We start from the raw sequence: 21,287 nt of genomic DNA on the forward strand, positions 1-21,287 counted from the left end.
GAATAATGTACGTTAGGGGTTTCTACGTCGTGGGAACTAATTGACCGTAGCGTTTACACTATTCGTTGGAGGACTTACGCCTTATGCTAAGCAAGGACATTGGAATTGATTTGGGAACGGCTAACGTATCTATTCATGTAAAAGGGAGAGGCGTTGTGCTCGATGAGCCGTCTGTCGTCGCGATTGAGAGCGACACGAAGAAGGTGCTTGCCGTTGGTGAGGAAGCTCACCGGATGGTCGGCCGTACGCCAGGAAACATTATTGCAATCCGCCCGTTAAGGGATGGGGTTATTGCTGACTTCGAAATAACGGAAATTATGCTGAAAGCGTTTATTGATCGGGTAGAAGGGCGTAAATGGCTGAGCCGTCCGCGCATCTTGATTTGCGCGCCAACGAATATTACATCCGTTGAGCAGAAGGCGATTCGTGAAGCAGCGGAACGCAGCGGAGCCAAGGAAGTATTTTTGGAAGAGGAAGCTAAAGCTGCCGCTATTGGGGCTGGAATGGACATCTTCCAGCCTAGCGGCAACATGGTTGTAGATATTGGCGGAGGCACGACGGATGTAGCGGTCCTGTCCATGGGCGACGTCGTGACCGCCTCTTCTATTAAAATCGCAGGAGACAAATTCGATGCTGCGATCATGAAGTATATTAAAGATAAGTACAAGCTGCTGATCGGCGAGCGGACAAGCGAGGATATCAAGATCAAAATCGGTAAAGTTTACGAGGACGGACAACGCTCGGAAATGGATATCCGTGGACGCGATATGGTAACGGGCTTGCCGCTGACCATGACGATTCATTCGGAAGAGATTCAAGAAGCGCTTTGGGATTCGGTCATGTCAATCGTGGCTACGGCGAAGTCCGTACTGGAAAAAACGCCGCCTGAGCTGTCGGCAGATATTATTGACAGGGGCGTTATTTTGACCGGTGGCGGTGCATTGCTGAATGGCCTGGATACGCTGCTTGCGGAAGAACTCAAGGTTCCGGTGCTGATTGCGGAAGATCCGATGCATTGCGTCGTTAAAGGTACCGGCATTCTGCTTGATAACTTGGACAAGCTTGGCAAGAAGCCTCGCTTCTAAGAAGCTAGGCAGAAGCAGCGCTTGCATAGCCGTTTGCGCGGGTAGGGCGTTTAAAAGGGGACGCGCCGAGGCGTTAAATTGAGTCAAAGGTCGCATAGGAAGCTATAACTGAAGTCATGCCTATAACCGATATATAAATAGTGGCATATACAGCGAGAGGGAACAGCCTTATACGATCTTCGAGGAGGCAATTGCAATGCTTAGAGGGCTTTACACAGCAGCTGCAGGCTTGACGGCACAGCAGCGCAGACATGATACCGTAACGAATAATATTTCAAATATAAATACACCGGGCTATAAGCAGACGAATGCGGTCACGCGTTCGTTCCCGGATACGCTGCTTTCCATGACAGGGGTGCAGGGCGAGCCAAGCAAGTCCATCGGTCGTCTCGGCATGGGGGTATTTGCAGAGGAGAGCTTGTCGCTGCATGTTCAAGGGGACTTGTCCCAGACGGACAAGCCTACTGACTTCGCACTCGTGTCCAACATTGCGGTGGAGGGTGCGGCGTTTGACGAGTCCGGCAAATACGTGGCGGATGACGGTACGGTAACGTTCCAGCCGCAAGCATTCTTTACGCTTCAGGATGCGCAAGGGGATCTTCGCTATACGCGGGGCGGCTCCTTTACGCTTACGGCGGACGGTTTCCTCGTTAACGGAGACGGCGCCAATGTGCTCGGAGCTGATGGGAATCCTATTCAATTCGCAGCGGGCATTGGGCTTGAGCAGCTGTCGCTGACGAAGGATTTGCGTTTTGTTAATTCGCAAACCGGTGTGGATAGTGGCGTACAGCCGCTTCTGGTGACGCGAATAAACGAGCCGAACCAGCTCGTACGCGCCGGAGACGGCCAGTTCCGTTTTAATGGAGACGCCGCGCAAGCCGTAGCGCTTCAGGAAACGGATCAGGTAGAGGTGCAGCAAGGCTATGTGGAGCGTTCCAACGTAGATGCGGCACAATCCTCCGTTGATTTAATGGCGGCGCTTCGCGCTTATGAAGCCAACCAGAAGGTTGTACAATTTTATGATCAAAGTCTGGAGAAGGCTGTAACGGAAGTAGGCCGCGTTTAAGACGAAGTCAGCAACGGAACGTGAAGGAGGCAGACGATGAACGGCTCAATGATTAATGCGGTAGTCTCGATGGGTGGACTCCAGCAGAAGCTTGATATGATCGCTGATAATATCGCCAACGTGAATACAGTAGGCTATAAGCGGAAGGAAGCAACCTTTGAGGATTTGTTGACGAATGTCAGCAAGCAGCCAAATGATTTTAAACAGCCGGGCCGTATGACGCCGCTTGATTTTAACCAAGGCTGGGGCTCCCAGTTGACAATGATTAAGCCGAATTTGGAGCAAGGAACGATCGCGACAACAGGTAAGGACACGGACTTTGCAATTGAAGGAAATGCGTTGTTCGAGGTCATTGTGAACGCTAATGGCGACCGTGCTTATACGCGCAACGGTGCGTTTCAGTTGACGGTTAATGCAAACGGTGATAACATTTTGGCAACGGCTGAAGGCTATCCTATTGTTTCGACAATGGTGACCCAGCCAGGAAATGTAGTAGTTGAGCAGCCAGTAACTGTTCCAGATGGCTATAAGCTGGTTATTGGTGCTGATGGCAGTGCGCAAGGTGTTGCTGCTGACGGTACAACCATTAATTTAGGCACAATTAAATTGATGCAAGCAACCCGACCTTCTGCTCTTACTCAGCTGGATGATAATTTGTTTGCCGTAGCTGAAGGGCTGAATGTGGGTGATGTAATCCAAGAGGTTACTCCTGACGCGGATAATGCGATCGCGCTGCGCCAAGGCTCTCTTGAGCAATCCAATGTGGATATGAGCAGCGAGATGACTGAGCTGATTAATGTACAACGGGCTTACCAACTGGTAGCTAGGGCATTAACATCAAGCGATTCGATGATGGGGTTGGCGAACGGCTTGCGCAGATAGATAGGGTGATGGTGGTAATGAGTACGACGAATGAACGAGCTGATTTTGCGGATGACAGGCTGGAAGATGAACAAGCAGAACAGACCCGCAGCAGCTCGCGCAGGAAGGGGCAAGGCTCCGCTCCAGAGAAGAAGAAGCGGCCCCTGGTACTGAGAATCATATTATGGATTTTGCGCCGCAGCATTGTGCCTTGCATCATGGTCATTATGCTGATTGCGGGCCTCTATATCGGTTATACGGTGCTGGGCAAGCAATCTGGAGATGATGTGTTTGAGTGGTCAACTTGGCAGCATGTCTATGATCTTGTATTTTCGGATTCGTAGTTCGCACCGTACGATTGGTTAAAGGCGGTATTCGCAGCTTATTGCGGATGCCGCTTTTTTTGCTTCGTCTGCGGGAGAGGTATAAGCAGATAAAAAAAGAACACCGATCCGTTTGTTTAAAATACAAGCGGAAGGTGTTCTTTTTCATAATAATCATAGGCTTATTTAACAGTTACACGCATCGATACCGTTTTGCCGTCAAAGGTAGCTTTAATGGTAGCGGAACCTTTGCTCAGAGCGATAATTTTGCCATTGGATACAGTAGCTACGCTCGCTTTGTTTGTTACCCAAGCTGCGCTCGTTGTTACGTCTACTGGATTGCCTGTCGTATAATTGGCTTGCAGCTTCAGCGAATAAGAAGCGCCTGGGCTAAGCTTAAGCGATTTATCCGAAAGGGTTAGCGATTTAAGCTTAGGTGAAACCGTAATCGGAATTTCCAGCGTTTTTCCTTGATAAGAGCCAGTCAGCTTGCCGCTGCCTACAGCCAGCGCTTTGACGGTGCTGCCATTAACCGTTGCTAAGGTGCTGGAAGAAACGGTCCAGTTCATTTTGGAGCTCAGAACCACTTTCTTGCCGCTCACATAGTAGCCTGTTACTTTAACCGACTTGCTTTTGCCTGGGTAGAGCTCAAGGCTGGATGGTTCTGCTACCAGCTTCTCGATCTCTTCTTCAACGTAAGCTTTGACGGTAGTTGTTTTATTTAAATAGGTTGCTGTTAATGTCACTTTGGAGGCTTCAAGCCCCTTTACTTTGCCATTAACGACAATTGCATTATCCGATGATGCTTTCCACGTTGCTTTGGAGGAAACATCCTCTTCCGATCCATCTTGATTGACAACCGTAATCGTAGGCAGCGCCAAATCCTTGCCGATTACTACGCTAAGTTCTTTGGTGCTTGGGACGAGCTTCACAGGTGTAAGGTGTACATTGAGCTCAAATGTCGCTTTCAGGCCATTAAGCTCGGCTGTTACGACCGTTTTGCCTACAGCATCTGCTGTCCATTTGCCATCTTTAATAGTAGCAATTTTTTCGTCGGCTACTGTCCATTTCACAATTTTGGAAACGTCAGCTGTATCTCCGCCGAAAGTATTGCCGCTCACTTTAGGCAGCGTCTCGCTTTTTTCCGGGAATGTATCGATAGACTCTTTATCGATTGTCAGCTCGGTGACGCTAGGGAAAACCGTAATGTCAATGCTCCGGCTGATGCCTTTGATAGAAGCAGTAATTTTAGTTGTTCCAACCGCTTTTGGCGTAACAAGTCCATTCGTTACTGTAGCGACCAATAGGTTGGAGGATGTCCATTCCGCTTGCGTAGTAACGTTCTCATCATTGCCGGAAAGCGCCTGAACCTCAGCCGTAATTTGCAAGCCAGGGCTGTTCAGCATCATTTGATATTCCTTGGCTGGCGACAGCTTGATCGATTGGTATGGCGTACGAACGACAACATCAATGGTCGAGCTTACTCCTAAATAAGTTGCGGTGATTTTAGTTTGGCCAGTCGCAACTGGAGTTACAACACCATCCTCGACGGTTGCAACAGCAGCGCTGCTAGTTGTCCAAGTAGCCTTTGCCGTTACCGTTTCTATCGAGCCGCTCGTTGTTGTAGCTATTGCTTGAATCGTCTGGTCATCGTCGCCCATATCGATTTCAAGCAGCGTCTTTGGCGACAAAGCCAATGATTTATAAGGGGAAGTGACGACGAGCTTTACAGTGTCGGACTTTCCTTTATATTTGGCTGTAATGGTTGTTGTTCCTACGCCTACCAGCGTGACTGTACCATCATCAACTGTCGCGACGGAAGAGCTGGAGGATGTCCAGGTTGCATTGGTAGTAATGTTTTCATTGGAGGCGCCGCTCTTAATCCCGCTTAGCGTAAATACTTGCTCTGCGCCAAGACTTACATCATAGCTTTCTGCGGCGTTGCTGCCATTTTTCAAAATTTGTACAGAATCATATACGTAATCGGATGTAACTTTAATATTTTGCGTGTATCCGCCGTAAGTAGCGCTAATCGTAGCCGTTCCTTTGCCTACAGCCGTCAGGACGCCCTTGTCCACTTTGACGTAGGAGGTGTTGGACGATTTCCAAGTAGCGGAGGCGCTAACGTCCTTCTTGGTGGAAGAGCTTGAAGTGGCAGCCAGCAAGGAGACGATAACGGCATCGTCATCAATAAATACTTCCAGTGATGAAGTGCTGGTATTGTAATCCCAAGAATCATAGCTTAGTTCAATGCCTGTTACTGTTTCGTCTGCAGCATTCGCGATGCTGCTGAATGTGGTAGCGATGAGCATGACAGATAGAACGGCGGCGAGCCATCTCCTGATTTCTCTGAGCGACTTGTTCCCGTTTACACTTAAATTCACTACATCCTATCCCTTCGTCTATAGAATAAAAAAACTCTCTATTCTATATAACGGTTTACATATAGAGGAAATGAATAAAGATGTCGTATTTTGTTTGAAAAAAATCATTTGCCGCTGCAATTGTACCTGCAAGTCCCAAGTTTAGCCATACGAGGGCTATGGCAGTTTTATTTTTGATACGGTAGTTGTATAATGGTTTGGAGCCTTAATGCCGCGCCCGCCAAGGGGTAGAATGCTTGCCAATCTGCACTTGCGTGCCACCAGGGAGTCCATAGGGATTCGCGGTAAAATGAAAGAAGCTTGGCCGCAGACGCTTCGGGTCCGCACAGCCAAGCCCTCTATCTCAACCTTCACAAACTGCAGCTTCATGAAGGATATCTATAGTTTCAGTAAAAATTGCATTTTTTATACCCTCGACAACAAGGAAGGAGCTTAATTCATGCTCGATATTAATCAAATTCAGGAAATTATCCCTCATCGCCCGCCTTTTTTGCTCATTGACCGTATTTTGGAGGTAGAGCCGGGTGTCAGAGCGGTTGGCCTGAAAAATGTAACGATGAACGAACCTTATTTTGTAGGACATTTTCCGGCTTATCCTGTTATGCCTGGCGTGCTTATCGTTGAGGCACTGGCGCAGGTCGGCACTGTAGCGATGCTTATGCTGGAGGCCAACAAAGGCAAATTAGGCTTTTTTGCAGGCATTGATGGCGTTCGGTTCCGCGGTCAGGTGAAGCCTGGCGATACGCTTACGCTGGAGGTCGTCATTACCAGATTGAAAGGCAGCATCGGCAAAGGACAAGCTACTGCAAAAGTGGGAGATCAAGTTGTTGCTGAAGGCGAGCTTATGTTTGCCCTGTCCGATCCGTCTTAAATTTATTAAAATATAAGAATTTATAAGTTTGATCTTTATCAAACGGCTTATATTTCACACGCGAAACGGTAGCTTTGCCGCCATAGGGCGGTGACAGCCGTTTACGCTAGTTTCATTTATATATAAGGGAGAGATCCGTATGAGTCAAAATGAAGTGGCAATGCAGCGTTACAATGCTTGGTTAAATGATCCATTGATTGATGAAGCGACCAAAGAGGAGCTTCGCGGCATCGCAGGCGATGAGAAGGAGATTACAGACCGTTTCTATCGCGATCTGGAATTCGGTACAGGCGGACTGCGCGGCGTTATGGGCGCGGGCACGAACCGTCTTAATACGTATACCGTCGGCAAAGCGACGCAAGGGCTGGCGAACTGGCTGCTGGGACAAGCTTCGGGCGATGCGCCTTCAATGGTTATTGCTCACGACTCCCGCAACTATTCACCGGAATTTGCGCTGGATTCAGCGCTTGTGCTGGCGGCAAACGGCGTGAAAACTTATTTGTTCCAATCGCTGCGCGCAACGCCACAGCTGTCGTATGCTGTTCGCTCGCTTAAAGCTTCCAGCGGTATTGTGATTACGGCAAGCCATAATCCGCCTGAATATAATGGCTATAAGGCGTATGGGGCTGACGGCTGCCAGCTCATTCCTGAGGATGCGGAGCAGGTTATCGCTTCCATTCAGCAGGTGACGGGTTTTGATCAGGTGAAGCGTCTGAGCCGTGAAGAAGCAGAGGCGCAAGGCCTGCTCGTCTGGCTGGGCGAGGATGCCGATGAATCCTACATTAATACGGTGGTCGCGCAAAGCTTGAATGTGGAGCTTCTTCGCAGCGGTGTTGGCGAGCAGTTCAGCGTTGTATTCACCCCTCTTCATGGAACAGGCAATTTGCCGGTTCGCGAGGTGCTTGCGAAAGTCGGATTTAGCAATGTACATATTGTCGCGGAGCAGGAGCAACCGGATGGCTACTTTAGCACGGTCAAATCTCCTAACCCGGAAGAACGCGAGGCGTTTACGCTAGCGATCAAGCTGGCGCAGCAGGTCAATGCCGATATTATTATCGGAACAGACCCAGATGCAGACCGGATGGGCGCAGTTGTGAAAAACAATAACGGCGAATATGTCGTGCTGACCGGCAACCAATCGGGCGCCTTGATGGTGAATTATGTGCTCAGCCAGCTCACGGAGCGCGGACAATTGCCGGATAACGGCGTTGTTATCAAAACGATTGTTACGAGCGAGATGGGTGCGGATATTGCCCGCTCTTACGGTGTAGCTGTTGAGAATACGCTCACTGGCTTTAAATATATCGGCGAGAAAATGACAGGCTATGAGAAAACGGGCGAGCGCTCGTTCCTTTTTGGCTATGAAGAAAGCTACGGGTATTTGACTGGAACTTACGCACGGGATAAGGACGCTATTGTAGCGGCTTTGCTGATTTGTGAAGCAGCAGCATATTATAGAAGCTTAGGTAAAACACTATATGATGTATTGCTGGAGCTGTATGAGAAGCATGGCGTTTATTTGGAAGGTTTGGAGTCTCGGACGCTGAAGGGTCTTGACGGCGTACAGAAAATTGCTGGCATTATGGATAGCTGGCGCAATCAGCCGCCCGTTGATATTAATGGCGTGAAGGTAGAGCAAGTGCTCGATTACAAGCTCGGATTGGACGGTCTCCGCCCGGAAAACGTGCTGAAATATATGCTTGCTGATGGCTCATGGTTCTGTCTTCGTCCATCGGGTACCGAGCCGAAGATTAAAGTTTATTTTGCGGTTCGCGGCGAATCGACTGCGCAAGCTGAAGAAGCGCTGAATGCTTTGCGTCAGACGGTTATGGCAAGAGTAGACGGATAAGGAATATTTGGCTTTAACCGTGGGCAACCGCTCGGCAATAGAGCAGTAGGAAGCGGAATGACAAGGATCGATGAACGGAGGATTTTCGTGCTTCAAAACTGGCTGCAATGGAATCGCAGAGCTAAGCAGTGGCTCTGGATCATTACGCTCATTGGCGTGATGGCGGCACTTCCTATTGGTTATAACCGTATGAATACGGAGTCGACGTCTAAGCAAGTGGAATATGTGTTTGATTATCGCGACTTGATCGAAATTGCGGAATATTCGGCAAAGCCGCAGGATTTTATATCGCAGCATCTTATTTTTATGAAAGAATCCGGCATTTCGACCATGGCTGTCTATGAAAGCTCGCTTCGCGAGCTGATGCAGGCAGGCAGATTGACCTACTACAACTCCAAGGAGGCGGCTTTGCTCCAAGGCAAGCTGGAGACGCCAGGTCAAAATTTCACTTACATTTTGTATTCCGGCAGTGCTGAGAAGGAGCAGATTGGACCGCTTGTTCGCGCAGCATTTGACCGGGCGGGCATCGTCTATCGGGACTGGTCCTTCGATGGCCGCGATGGCCTTGTGGTAGAGCTGCCGCTGCAAAATTCGCTGCTTCAACCGCTTGGCTTTGATCCGATGTCACTCGAAAGGATCAAAGCAGCAGGCTTCCGTGTTTTGCCTCGTTTGACCGACCGGGTTCTTCCGTATTCACAGGAGGAAGCAGAGGCGACTCTTGCTCAGTTGAAGAATTATGGCGTTACACGGATTTTGTTCGACGGAGATAAAGTAAAAGGCTACACCGACAACGCCGAGGAGAAGAGCTTGCGCGCATTTGCCGAGCTGCTTAACAAATATCAAATCGGTGTAACGACCATCGAGAATTTGAAAAAAGAGCAATCAGGCATGACGACACTCGCCTACCTGACAGACTATAATATTGTACGTCTTTATTCGTTGTCCCCTACGGACGCGATGAGAATGAAGCCGGAAGATATTGCTGACCGCTTCCTGCTTGCAGCAAAGGATCGCAACATTCGGATGTTTTTCCTGAATGGTGCGCCTGCATCGAGCCAGGAGAAATCGGCGGTTATTAATCCGCTGGACAATCTCTACCTGTCCCTTAAAGGGGAGGATGGAAACAAAGGCACGATTCAGCGTTTGGCTGATGCCGGATTTGCTCCGGGTACAGCGGAGCCCTTTGATCGGGAATATCCTTCATGGGTTAAAATGCTGAAAGGAATCGTCGTCATTGGCGCTATCGCCTTGATTGCGCTGTTAATTAATGCTTTTCTGCCAGGTACGCTTATTGCGGTATTCCTGCTCGGTATTGCCGGAAGTGCCGGCTTGTATGTGCTGAGCAGCTCCGTGTTAGAGCAGGCTCTTGCGCTTGGGGCGGGCATTAGTGCGCCAACGCTTGCGCTAATCTGGGTTATGAACCGGATTTATAGCAGGACGGAAGGGAACCAGCGTTTTGTTGGTGGAGCGGATTGGACTTTCCGCAGCAAAGAAAAAGGACAAGGCGTCGTTATTCCGCTGAGCAGCTCTGGTGACGCGGGAAGCAAGTGGGTATTTGAAGGCTTGCCGGCACGCCGCCGTCTGGGACTTGCTATTAGCTGGTTTATTGTAGTAGCGCTTATGTCGCTTATTGCAGTGCCTTATGTGTTCGGTCTGCTGAACAATATAACGTATATGCTTGTGCTTCAACAATTCCGTGGAGTTAGCCTGCTGCATCTCGCGCCGATTGCGCTTGTTGCGATCTACGTTGTGTTTTACACAGGACATGCTCCAATTGCCCGCATTCGCAAAATGCTGTCAACACCGATTAACGTGCTCATGGTTGTCGTTGGTTTAATTGTGGTAGCTGCGGGTATGTATTATTTATCACGTACAGGTAATGAGGGGCAGACGCTGCCATTTGAGCGTCCTTTCCGCGAATGGCTGGAAGGCACGTTTGGCGTCCGTCCGAGAAATAAAGAGTTTTTGCTGGCGCATCCGCTGCTGCTAGTGGGATTGTTCGCCGCGCTGCGTTACCGCGCAGCTTGGCTGTTCGTAATTATTGGCTCCATTGGCCAGCTTTCGATGGTCGACACATTTGCGCACATTCATACGCCGCTGCATATTTCCATCATCCGCGTATTCCTTGGCCTTGGTCTTGGTGCGGCAGTCGGATTTATACTCATCGGAGTGTGGCAGCTGCTGGAAGGAGTCTGGTCTAAATGGTCGCCGGCCCTCAAACGCATATTCGCCGAATAGCGATTTCTGGCTACTACGGCTTTCAGAATAGCGGCGACGAGGCTGTGCTGCGTTCTATTTTGCTGGCGCTTGCCGAGCAGAGCAAGGCGCATGGGCTGGAGCTGCAGCCGGTCGTGCTGTCGGCCGACCCGGCTTGGACGAAGGCGATGTACGGCGTAGAGGCCGTACATCGGATGCGCCCCGCGGACGTGTGGGGCGCGCTGCGCAGCTGCGATGGGCTGATCAGCGGCGGCGGAAGCCTGCTGCAGGATGCCACAGGCACGAAGACGATTCCGTATTATACCGGAATCGTGAAGCTTGCCCAATTGCTGGGCAAGCCGACATTCATTTATTCGCAGGGCATCGGGCCGGTGAACCGCCGGTGGATGGACCCGATGATCCGCCACGTTATGCGGCGGAGCGCTTATGTTTCAGTGCGGGACGATCAATCCGCCGCTTTGCTGGGGCGGATGGGCGTGCCGCATGACCGGATCGAGGTTGTACCCGATCCGGTGATGGGCTTGCCGCTGCCGCTAGGCGCAGCGGCGGCCGGGGCGCCAGGCGGCGAAGCAACCGCGGCGGCTGCGCCTGGCGGTGCGGGGACCGCGAAGGCCGGCAGCGAAGCTATGCCGGTCGTCGGCGTGTCCCTGCGCCGCTGGCGCGAAGATGGCGCGGATCTTGCGCGCGCCGCCGATGCGCTAATCGCGCTGACGCGCCGCCGCCAGGTGCGGCTGCGTTTTCTCCCGTTCCATACCCCAGATGATGCGCAAAGCTCGATGCAGGTCATGGAACGGCTGCAAGGCCAGCTCGCCAGCGGAAGCATCGCTGAGCTGGCGACGCCGGGCGACGACCCGCAGCAAATGCTGCTGGAAGTAAGCCATTGCGATATTTTATTCGGGATGCGGCTGCATGCGTTAATTTATGCAGCAAACCAGATGGTACCCATGCTTGGCTTATCCTATGATCCGAAAATCGATCAATTTCTGAAACGCATCCATCTGCAGCCAATTGGCTCAACGGAGCTGCTTGATGCAGAAGCTTTCGCCGATGAGGCGGAGCGGATGCTCGCGAACGGCGACAGCTGGCGCAAATCGCATCAGGAAGCTATATCAAAGTTGAAGCAACAAGCGCAGCAGCCTGCTGAGCAAATTATAAAACTGCTGCTCCATCCCATATCGAGGTGATATTCGTTTGTCGAACCATGTACCAACCGTATCTATTTACGGCATACCCTTCTCTAAAATGACAATGGATGAGACGGTCAGCTATTTAGTGAAAGCAATTGAGGAGAAGCGTCAAACGCATGTCATTACAGCTAATCCGATTATGGTGATGTCTGCTCTGGAGAGTCCGGATTATTACCGGATGATGACGAAGGCAGAGCTTATTGTTCCTGACGGCGCAGGCGTTGTATGGGCCGCCAATTATGTGGGCACGCCTGTAGCCGAGCGAGTTGCCGGCTTTGACCTGATGCACCGTTTAATGCGCGAAGGCGAGCAGCGCAAATGGACGGCTTATCTGCTCGGAACATCCCAGGAGGTTATTGAAGCGGCAGCCGAAAAGCTGCAGCTCCAATATCCGCAGGTGCGAATTGTTGGATACCGCAACGGATTTTTTGGTCCCGATCAGGATCAGGAAGTTGTGGAGGCGATTCGCCAGGCAGCGCCGCATATTTTGCTCGTTGCCAGAGGAGCCGAAACGCAGGAGCCTTGGATTGCGAAATATAAGCATCAGCTGGGTGTTCCTTATATAATGGGCATTGGCGGCAGCTTCGATATTATTGCGGGCAAGCTGAAGCGCGCGCCGATGATTTTTCAAAAGCTGCGCTTAGAGTGGTTTTATCGTCTGCTTCAAGAGCCCAAAAGACTGCCAAGAATGCTCGTTTTGCCGAAATTCGTTGTGAAAGTGATGCGCGACAAAGAAAACGTAACAAAACCTGGGCCATTATCGTAAAAACTCGTGAAAACCGTTGAAATTGAATGAAAACGGGATTGGAGTTTCTTTTTCGATCGGAGTATAATTCACTTCGGTAGAAACAAAAGGGGAGCTGCATTACATGCCAGAAGGCTTATTGTATTCGATTGGTTTTATTCTTGCTCTGACGTTAGCGCTTGTCATGACACCGCTTGTAAAAAAATTCGCTTTTTTCGTCGGTGCAATTGATAAGCCGAATCATCGGAAGGTTCATACCCGCATTATGCCACGCATGGGTGGTTTGGCAATTTATGCTGCATTTGTTGCAGGTTTTTTATTGCTGTTCCCGTTCATTCCTGATGGAATGCTGACAGATGCAAATATGAATATGATTAAAGCGCTGCTTGTAGGCGGCACGATTATTATTTTAATAGGCGCCTTGGATGACCGTTTTGAGCTGTCCGCCAAAGTGAAGCTGCTGGGCCAGCTGGCTGCGGCAAGCGTCGTCGTATTTGGCTTTGGTATTAAAATCGATCTGGTTAACATTCCATTCGGTGATGCTATGCAGCCGATTGCAGGCTGGATCGCTGTTCCGATTACGATTCTCTGGATTGTTGGCGTAACCAATGCGATTAATTTGATTGATGGCTTGGATGGGCTCGCGGCTGGTGTTTCTGGTATCGCGATCTCTACTATTTTGATCATGGCGATTATTATGGGCAATATCCCCATTATTCTGCTCTGCAGCTTGCTGCTCGGCGGCATCGTCGGATTTTTATTTTTCAACTTCCATCCTGCGAAAATCTTTATGGGCGATTCGGGCTCGCTGTTCCTTGGATTCAGCCTTGCCACATTGTCTATGATTGGCTTTAAGCAGGTTACGATTGTTTCGTTCGTTACACCGTTGCTGATTATTGGCGTTCCGCTTTCGGATACCTTTTTTGCGATCGTCCGCCGCTGGGTGAATAAGCGCCCGATTTTCGCGCCGGATAAAGGGCACTTGCATCATTGCTTGCAGGAGCTTGGGTTTAGCCATCGTCGTACCGTTCTGATTATCTGGGGTGTGGCGGCAATATTCGGAGGGTTTGCGATTTTGCAGTCTACCGTCATACAGTCTACTGCAGCGAATTGGGTCACGTTCTCCGTTATTTGTTTGCTGATGTTCAGCCTGCAAATTGGCGCCGAACTTATTGGTATCGTTGACAAAACGCGCCGCCCGGTCATTAACTTCTTTAATCGCGTGCTGCTGCGGACAAAGGTAGATGCACAATCGCGTTCGAAATAATTTAGGCTTCCCGCTATTATTTTATAATAGGATTTTATGATGAAGCTCCACAGCCTTTGCAAAGGCTGTGGAGCTTTTTTGCGTAACTTTCCCAAATAGACTAAAAATATAGGCCGTAATAACCGATAACTACAGTACGGAACTTTTCTTGGGTCTATGCGTCTAATTGTAACAAGCAATGACAAACATTAACTCAAGAGGGAGAAGGAGGAAAGTTTATAGAATAGAGGACAATAGCTCTTCTTTGCAATATCAACGTTTGTCTATACAGCAAGTTCATAAACCATTTTTATGACGAACAAGTACCGGCCATTAGGGTGTTTGTTCAAAAGCAATGCATATAAGGAGGAACCAGTGTGATGAGAAAGTGGAAACAAATGTTAAGCTTATTTTTATCAATTGCTTTGATTGTAACGTTGGCTCCGCTCCAACCGGCGAAAGCTGCGTCATTGTATTTCCAGTTCACCGATTTTAGTACGCTAGAGTCCAGCCCGACTATTGTAAATACAAATACGGTTAACTTGCGCGGATCATTCGCGGATGTATCTCCAAACTCGATTACGTTTAAAGTAGAGCGATTGGTGAATGGTTCGGTCGTTGCCTCTTCAAACGGAGCACTTACCCCATCCATTATCGGCAATACGTTCTTATTCGCAGGGGTACAGCTTTATGATGGGCTTAACAAAATTACAGTTATGGGTACGAGCACCGGCACTAGCGGTAGTGTAGTTGAAGGAACAAGCTATGTTACTTATGGCAACGTTCCTGTCATTACTAGCGTTCAGCTTGGCAATGGTACTCCTCTTTTAGAAGGACAGCCTGTTATCGTTACAAATGCTAATACTTCTTTTACTGTAAAAGCTAGCAATGCTACTGATGTATTGATCAACGGTGTTGCCATGTTTAATGGTGGCGCAGGTACATTTGTAATGTCTTCGCTTACTATGCAGGCAGGTTTGAATTATCTTACTATTGTCTCTAAAAATGGTGATAAAAGCTTTACGCTTGAACGCCAGGTTGTTTATTTTCCAGCCAATACAGCTACACCTTTTAATGTAATAGCTTCGCCGTCTAATACCTTGCTTGATGGCAATCCTGTTATTGCACAAATCACTGCCAATACAATTAGCGGTAAGATATTGTTCAAAACACCTACAACGACGATTGCTGATCCTACCGTTACGTTAGAGCTTTATAATGAAGCTGGTGTTTTGGAAAATACACTTACCACCACGGTTACAAAAGAATCAACAAGTACTGATTTTACGCAATTTTCTTTCCAGTCTACAGGAACATTTAGTACGGGAACGAATGGAAAGTATACACTTTACGTTAAAAGTACGCCATACAATGGTCTGACAGCGAATTTCCCAATGCCATTTACAGTGCGGAATGCTAGCACACCGTATATTACGGCAATTAAGCAATATTATGAGATCACACCTACTAGCCCGGCAATTGATTCTGCTGTTACTGCTGGGGCCCAAACTAATTTTGTTGATAATAGTTCCGTAAGCCAGCTTCCTTTATGGCTTGCGATTGATGCTGGCCAATTCGATTTAGGTGCTGGGGGTACAGCTACCCTTACAGCAAAGGTGAATGGAGCGGCAGTTAACAGTTCAACATTTGATTACTCGATTTATAGAACAGCGGATTCCAAACAGCGTGTTTTTAAAATCAATGCACTGCCTCAAGGTGATATTGAGCTGACCTTCACAGTTTCTAATGCTTTCGGAAATGATACAGTAACTAGAAAGTTTACTTATAATCCAATATCATCGATTCAGGTTACGAATACATTTAATGGTGCTATCTACTATGACGATGCGCCGTTAACGGCTCTAAAGGGTAAACTATTGAACTTCAAGCTGCCAGCAGACAAGTCCACCCTTACTTATACACTTAATGGTGTTACAACAACGATTGCTGCTGGTTATATCACCGATAGCACTGGGGAATTCAATATTCCTCTTGCTACTAATAGCTTGGTTTATGGAAGCAACGTCATTGAATTGGCAGGTCGTGCAAACGGAGTTGCTGTTGCCACAACGTTAACGATCTATCGTTTCTCGGATAAACGTCCACAAGTAACGAAGATTATCCCGGTTCCTTTTACATCTAGTCCTAAAACAAAGCCTTCTGATCAACGCTACGATTCTGATACAGATAAAAGGTTTGTTGCTGGCACAACAGCTAACGCGTATACAACAACCTTGAAGAAGGTAGACTTACTATTTAATGTAGCGAATCTAGCTAATCTTATTATTAATGTAGATGGGAAACTGTATACAGCTGCATCAGTGGATACATCGTCAGGGACATCGGCTGGTGTTATGACAATTGATGACAATAAACTTTTCTTCGAGCCTGCAACTAAAATTTCTGAACGTTTTTATGCTCTTCGGTTATTTGGAGTGGATCTCCCAACTACTGGGTCAAGGAGCATCACGGTTATATCTCAGGTTGGTACAGAGAGTGTAAGCCAGACGATTACGATTACACGCGAGCTGCCAGCTTATGAGATACTTTCTCCAAAATTGCCTGAGGAAGCTGTTATTAATCAGAACTTCATTCATGTCAGTATCTTTGCAGAAGGCGCTGATCGTGTAGTGATAGGCAAAGTAGATATGAGCAAAAGTGCTGTAGATGATATTTTCCGTTATGAACAAACAGGTCTCAAAGCGGGCACAAATAAAATTAAATTTACAGTCTATCGAGGCAGTGAGAAGCTTAATGGCGAATTCTCAGTCAATTATGCAGCAGATAACTCCATAGGTGCGCAGTACAAAACTGTAATTACAAAAGCAGGTAAAGCGAATGTGTTTAAAGGAGAATTGTCACTCAGCTTCCCTAAAAACACCTTTTTACGCCCGGCAAATAAAACGCCAGGTAGTGATATAACGACTATTGACATGTTTGATTCCCAACAAGTATTGTTTGGCATTGCTGATCGCACAGACGGCAGAACATTAAAGCAATATAATGCAGTAGGGGAATATACGCCAACTACTCCGATCGAAGCGCTTGATGGTACTATTTTAAATATATCCAATACGGATACAGGTGCGTCGCTGCTTCGTCCGAATGCTCACTTTGGTTTTGCATCTAATCTGTTTTGGATGGATGCAGGCTATGTGGATGGGCTAAAATCGACAGAGTATAAGTTCACGCAAGGTAAGCATCCTTATGTATCAGGTAATGAATTCTATCAAAGACCGTTAGACAGATGGCTAGAAACAACAAACTATGGAAATCTTACAATTAAGTATGACTCTCAAATTCGAAATACCGTTGCCAATACATTAAGCATTTGGCGTTACTATGATGGCAGATGGAGCAACATTGGGGGGAAAGTGAACACAGGAAGCAAAACTATAACAACCCCTATTAATGGTTTTGGTTATTATGTGGTAATGCAAATGCGTTATAGTTATAGCGATATGATTGGCCATGCATATGCTCGTAACTCGTTAGAGTTGATGTTTTCTCGTGGTGTTATGAATCCTAAGAGCCCTAATGAGTTCGGCGTATATGATAATATTAGCCGTGGTGAGTTTGCCCAACTTTTAGTGAAAATGTTTCAAATCCCGCTCGACTATAACCCTAATGACATGACCTTTGATGACGTTGTGCCTATACTGGGAATCAGCGAGCTATGGGACTATCGCTATATCGAAACAGCTGTACGTAAAGGTATTATTAGAGGTAAAGGACCGAGACAATTCCTTCCAAATGAGGCTTTGACGCGCGAAGAAGCAGCAGTAATGATTGCCCGCGCTGCTAATCTAGTCAAGGATGGCAAGGAAGATCAGGTGAAGGATCGGGCAGCACTCCAAAAGGCGTTTACGGATGCGAGTTCAATGGATGGTTACGCATTAAGTTCTATTCTTGCTGTCGTGAAAGCGAAATTCCTGGAAGGCTTGCCTAACACAACTACTGGAACAGGAAAAGCTACGTATCGTTTTGATCCGAAGGCTAATCTAAATCGTGCAGATGCTTCGATTATTGCTGAACGTGTAATGCGTAAGAACAAACTGCTATAAGACTGATTTAGCAAAGGTTAGAGGGGGTTGGTCATCGGCTGACCCTTTCTATACCTTAAAATGCGTAAGATTATCCATGGAAAATCTTTTGCATCGACGTATGGCAGGGAGCCAAGCTATACTAAAAAAGTAACAAAACATAGAAGTGTATTTAGAACCAGAGCGACCGTTTTCTTGAAGATCGTGTGCAGTTGTTTCGATGCTACATAGCGAGGGTAAAACTTTTTTGAAATTATTTTTCGGTGGGCGCAACTTTTTTGAAGCCTGTGCGTCTAATTAAGTGGTGTTACATCAATCGCCAAAAAAATCACTCTTTAGACTTGCCTAATATCAGAGTTAGTTGGAATGAATTCTCAACTTTCTCTTTACGATAAGGATATGCCATTGTATAATGTTATAGTGGTATAAAGGTCTAGCAATTTTCTGCGTGTTTACGAGTTTCTGCGACATGTTATTACATAGGGTTAAACATGGCGACAGACATTATTTATACTAAATACTGCTCAACTCTGGGAAGGGGGTGACACACACATGAGGGAAACGAGCAATTCATTTTCTAAAGAAAACTCTCAACAACCGAAGCAATTTAGAGGAGGAGAAAAAAAGGTTATGAAGAAAAGTTTATTGGCATCCGTGCTATCTCTCTCCCTTGCTATGGCCGTAACAGTTCCAGCATTTGCTGCAACTCCAACTGACGTAGCAGGCGTGAAAGAACAAAGTGCAATTGAGGAGCTTGTAGCTCTTGGAATTATCAATGGTTATACTGACGGTACATTCAAACCAGGCAACAGCATTACTCGTGCTGAGCTTGCTAAAATTATCGTTATCGCAACTGGTAGCGAGCAAGCTGCTACTGCTCTGCAAAAGACTAAATCCCAGTTCTCAGACGTTAAAACAAACGAATGGTACACAGGTTACATCAACGTAGCAACTGGTAAAGGTTTGCTGCTTGGTGACAAAGGTACTAAAAACTTCCGCCCGAACGCTAACATCAAGTTCGAAGAAGTTGCTGCAATCGTGGTTCGTGCTCTTGGTTACCAAGATGCTAACCTGACTGGTTCGTGGCCTTATAACGTCACTTTGAAAGCTGAAGAAGTTGGCATTTTCAAAAAAGTTGATCTTGCTCTTGGTACTGCGGCTACTCGTGGTGTTGTAGCTCAACAAGTTAGCAATGCATTTGCTGCTAATCTGGTTGAATGGAATGCAAGCTCCAAGCTTTTCCAACCACTAGTGCCTAACAAAAAGTTGATCTCCCGTTTGGGAACAACAACTGAAGAAGTTGTTACTTCTGCTGTACTTGATGATAACGGTCGCCTTTCTTTGAACGGTCTGTCCAAAGTACTGGCTCCTAACTTCATCATCACTGGTGGAAACAAATTGGTTGATCTGCTTGCTCATAACGTGACTGTTTTGACTGACTCTGATGGCCGTATTCGTGCTATCACTGACAATCAAGATGCTAACGATTTGGTAACTGGTAAACTGAATGTTGATTTCAACAACGCACCTCAAGTTGAAGTTAAAAACGGAACTGCTGTAACTAAATATGCTACTGTAGGTACATCTGTATACTACTACAATAGCGATTCTGTTGGTGCAAGTGATTCGCGTCTGAAAAAAGATGCTGATGTTTCTGTATTCTTGTATGATAAAGATGCAGGTTCGGGTCTTACTGGTAAAGTGCGTGCTGTTGTTGTAACTGATGCTAATGGAGCAAACAAATTGCTTGATTCCTACATCGCTGCAACTTCAACTGCAAAAGCTCGTATCCTTACACAGGATAACCTTTCTGTTACGCTGAACGACTCCACTTCGATCACTTTGAACGGTGAAGCTAAAGCTGCAACTGATCTTGCTAAAAACGATGTTCTTGACATTGTTTATAACAAAGACAGAGTAGCAGTTAAAGTTATTGCTACTCGTAATGTTGTTGAAGGTAAAGTAACACTTGTAAGTACATCTGTTGATGGTACATTCGTTTACACTATTGATGGTAAAACATATGCAAGTGTAAAAGGTGCTAACCTGACTGGTTCGAAAGAAGTAACTAAAGACGGCTCTTTCAAACTGTTCTTGAACAAAGACGGTAAAGTTGCTGGTGCTGAATTGTTGAGCGGTGGAAGCTCCGATGCTAAATACGGTGTTATCTTGAACGCTGAAAACAAAGTTTCCCCATCGGGCGCATTTGGATCTGCTAAAGACGTATTCAAATACTACTCGATTAAAGACAACAAAACAGCTGAAGTTAGCCTGGATGATCTTACTTGGGTTGGCGGAGCTGATCAAAACAAAGCTGTTCAAACTACAATTCGTTATGGTGATGATGTAGATAGCACTACAACAGATTGGACCCTTCCAGCAAATAAAACTTCATTTAATAACAGTGCTGCTGTATTTGTTACTTGGACTTTGAAAAATTCTGATGCAAGCATCACTGGTATTAAAGAAATTACACCATTGACTGAAGTATTGGTAGTGAAAGAGAAAACTAGTACTTCTTTGAAAGTTACTAATACTCTTACTAGCGCTTCAGTTAATTACGAAATTAACGCTAACACTGTAGTATTGGATGCTAGCACTTACAGCAAAGGTATTAATGATGCTGGTGATCGCGAAGTTAAAACTAGCGCACTTGCTAACCTTGCTGTAGGTAACACAGTAACAATCATCCCTGATGGTACTTCTACTTTTGCTAAGTACGTTCTGATCACTAAGAAATCGGCTGATGATGCACAAGAAACGAAATACGGTCTGTATGTTGGGGCTGCTAAATCTGGCGATGACTACTCCATTACTATCAACGTAAAAGGTACTGAGCAAACTCTTGCTTTGACTGGTACTGAAGGTGCTGCTATCTACAACTCGATCGTAACTAGCGTATCTGCTGGTAACTCGACTTACAACAAAGACTCCAGAACTTTGATTGAAGTTAAGGACTCTGTAATCAAAGATAGCAATAACAACCCTGTTGCTGGTAATCTTGGAGAACCAAGCACAGCTTACGACACAGTAAATGTTTATGCTGCTACAAATGCTCTACAAGAAGTAAGTAACTCTGATTCGACTGTAAAAGTTAACAATGAAGTATACTATGTTAACAGTACGACTGCAATCTATGTCTACGATGAAGCAAATGATACTCTTGTAACTGATGGTATCTTTGCTGATGTATCAGCTCACCTTGGTGAAGCAACTAGCAAGTACGGTATCGGTATCGTTGGTGATACTAACTACGGAAACTTCAAACTTGCTAAAGCAATCGTAGTTGTTAAAAAGAAATAATATTTCTTTAACACAAAGAAACCGATGAGATATCTCATCGGTTTCTTTTTTTGCGTTCACACTTGATTCATAAAAGTTTGATATAATTAAAGTAGAAAAAAATGCTC

General features: G+C 46.8%; 13 protein-coding genes. 12 read left to right on the top strand and 1 reads right to left on the bottom strand.

Features of this window, described 5'->3' with window-relative positions; genetic code table 11:
- Nucleotides 1–83: 83 nt before the first annotated feature.
- The 4 genes from AC6B99_RS15250 to AC6B99_RS15265 all read left to right on the top strand — a co-directional run bounded on the left by AC6B99_RS15250 (nucleotide 84) and on the right by AC6B99_RS15265 (nucleotide 3,356).
- Entirely contained in the window at nucleotides 84–1,085 is a 1,002-nt protein-coding gene (locus tag AC6B99_RS15250) for a rod shape-determining protein (protein ID WP_056036837.1), read from the top strand.
- Nucleotides 1,086–1,281: 196 nt separating this feature from the next.
- A complete protein-coding gene (locus tag AC6B99_RS15255; protein ID WP_496663647.1) occupies nucleotides 1,282–2,151 on the top strand; it encodes a flagellar hook-basal body protein in 870 nt (289 codons plus the stop codon).
- A gap of 36 nt (nucleotides 2,152–2,187) precedes the next feature.
- Nucleotides 2,188–3,033 (top strand): flagellar hook-basal body protein, encoded by an 846-nt coding sequence (locus AC6B99_RS15260; RefSeq protein ID WP_056036844.1) that lies wholly within the window; start codon nucleotides 2,188–2,190, stop codon nucleotides 3,031–3,033.
- A gap of 17 nt (nucleotides 3,034–3,050) precedes the next feature.
- A complete protein-coding gene (locus tag AC6B99_RS15265) occupies nucleotides 3,051–3,356 on the top strand; it encodes a DNA-directed RNA polymerase subunit beta (RefSeq protein WP_056036847.1) in 306 nt (101 codons plus the stop codon).
- 161 nt (nucleotides 3,357–3,517) lie between these two features.
- On the opposite strand, the gene AC6B99_RS15270 is transcribed toward AC6B99_RS15265, so the two are convergent.
- Complete coding sequence (locus AC6B99_RS15270; RefSeq protein WP_496663648.1) at nucleotides 3,518–5,719, bottom strand: Ig-like domain-containing protein; 2,202 nt, start codon at nucleotides 5,717–5,719, stop codon at nucleotides 3,518–3,520.
- Between the two features lie 439 nt (nucleotides 5,720–6,158).
- On the opposite strand from AC6B99_RS15270, the gene fabZ reads away from it, so the two are divergent.
- The 8 genes from fabZ to AC6B99_RS15310 all read left to right on the top strand — a co-directional run bounded on the left by fabZ (nucleotide 6,159) and on the right by AC6B99_RS15310 (nucleotide 21,180).
- Entirely contained in the window at nucleotides 6,159–6,590 is a 432-nt protein-coding gene (fabZ, locus tag AC6B99_RS15275; RefSeq protein ID WP_056036855.1) for a 3-hydroxyacyl-ACP dehydratase FabZ, read from the top strand.
- Between the two features lie 139 nt (nucleotides 6,591–6,729).
- Nucleotides 6,730–8,439, top strand: coding sequence for a phospho-sugar mutase (locus AC6B99_RS15280; RefSeq protein ID WP_494860930.1), 1,710 nt, complete (start codon nucleotides 6,730–6,732; stop codon nucleotides 8,437–8,439).
- An 87-nt stretch (nucleotides 8,440–8,526) separates the two neighbouring features.
- Nucleotides 8,527–10,677, top strand: a complete 2,151-nt coding sequence (locus tag AC6B99_RS15285; protein WP_496663649.1) for a DUF5693 family protein — start codon at nucleotides 8,527–8,529, stop codon at nucleotides 10,675–10,677.
- A complete protein-coding gene (csaB, locus tag AC6B99_RS15290) occupies nucleotides 10,641–11,840 on the top strand; it encodes a polysaccharide pyruvyl transferase CsaB (protein WP_496663650.1) in 1,200 nt (399 codons plus the stop codon). Before AC6B99_RS15285 ends, csaB begins: the two co-directional genes overlap by 37 nt.
- 7 nt (nucleotides 11,841–11,847) lie before the next feature.
- Nucleotides 11,848–12,609 (top strand): WecB/TagA/CpsF family glycosyltransferase, encoded by a 762-nt coding sequence (locus AC6B99_RS15295; protein WP_496663651.1) that lies wholly within the window; start codon nucleotides 11,848–11,850, stop codon nucleotides 12,607–12,609.
- Nucleotides 12,610–12,712: 103 nt separating this feature from the next.
- Complete coding sequence (locus AC6B99_RS15300; RefSeq protein WP_494860924.1) at nucleotides 12,713–13,855, top strand: glycosyltransferase family 4 protein; 1,143 nt, start codon at nucleotides 12,713–12,715, stop codon at nucleotides 13,853–13,855.
- A 359-nt stretch (nucleotides 13,856–14,214) separates the two neighbouring features.
- A complete protein-coding gene (locus tag AC6B99_RS15305; RefSeq protein WP_496663652.1) occupies nucleotides 14,215–17,898 on the top strand; it encodes an S-layer homology domain-containing protein in 3,684 nt (1,227 codons plus the stop codon).
- A 531-nt stretch (nucleotides 17,899–18,429) separates the two neighbouring features.
- Nucleotides 18,430–21,180, top strand: a complete 2,751-nt coding sequence (locus AC6B99_RS15310) for an S-layer homology domain-containing protein (RefSeq protein WP_496663653.1) — start codon at nucleotides 18,430–18,432, stop codon at nucleotides 21,178–21,180.
- Nucleotides 21,181–21,287: the final 107 nt, after the last annotated feature.

The sequence above is a fragment of the Paenibacillus liaoningensis genome (assembly GCF_059609455.1).

Excerpts from the sequence above, each read along its gene's own strand:
- AC6B99_RS15255 (WP_496663647.1), top strand. The coding sequence starts at position 1,282 with ATGCTTAGAGGGCTTTACACAGCAGCTGCAGGCTTGACGGCACAGCAG.
- AC6B99_RS15310 (WP_496663653.1), top strand. The coding sequence starts at position 18,430 with ATGAGGGAAACGAGCAATTCATTTTCTAAAGAAAACTCTCAACAACCG.
- AC6B99_RS15300 (WP_494860924.1), top strand. The coding sequence starts at position 12,713 with ATGCCAGAAGGCTTATTGTATTCGATTGGTTTTATTCTTGCTCTGACG.
- AC6B99_RS15260 (WP_056036844.1), top strand. The coding sequence starts at position 2,188 with ATGAACGGCTCAATGATTAATGCGGTAGTCTCGATGGGTGGACTCCAG.
- AC6B99_RS15265 (WP_056036847.1), top strand. The coding sequence starts at position 3,051 with ATGAGTACGACGAATGAACGAGCTGATTTTGCGGATGACAGGCTGGAA.
- AC6B99_RS15305 (WP_496663652.1), top strand. The coding sequence starts at position 14,215 with ATGAGAAAGTGGAAACAAATGTTAAGCTTATTTTTATCAATTGCTTTG.
- fabZ (WP_056036855.1), top strand. The coding sequence starts at position 6,159 with ATGCTCGATATTAATCAAATTCAGGAAATTATCCCTCATCGCCCGCCT.
- AC6B99_RS15280 (WP_494860930.1), top strand. The coding sequence starts at position 6,730 with ATGAGTCAAAATGAAGTGGCAATGCAGCGTTACAATGCTTGGTTAAAT.
- csaB (WP_496663650.1), top strand. The coding sequence starts at position 10,641 with ATGGTCGCCGGCCCTCAAACGCATATTCGCCGAATAGCGATTTCTGGC.
- AC6B99_RS15250 (WP_056036837.1), top strand. The coding sequence starts at position 84 with ATGCTAAGCAAGGACATTGGAATTGATTTGGGAACGGCTAACGTATCT.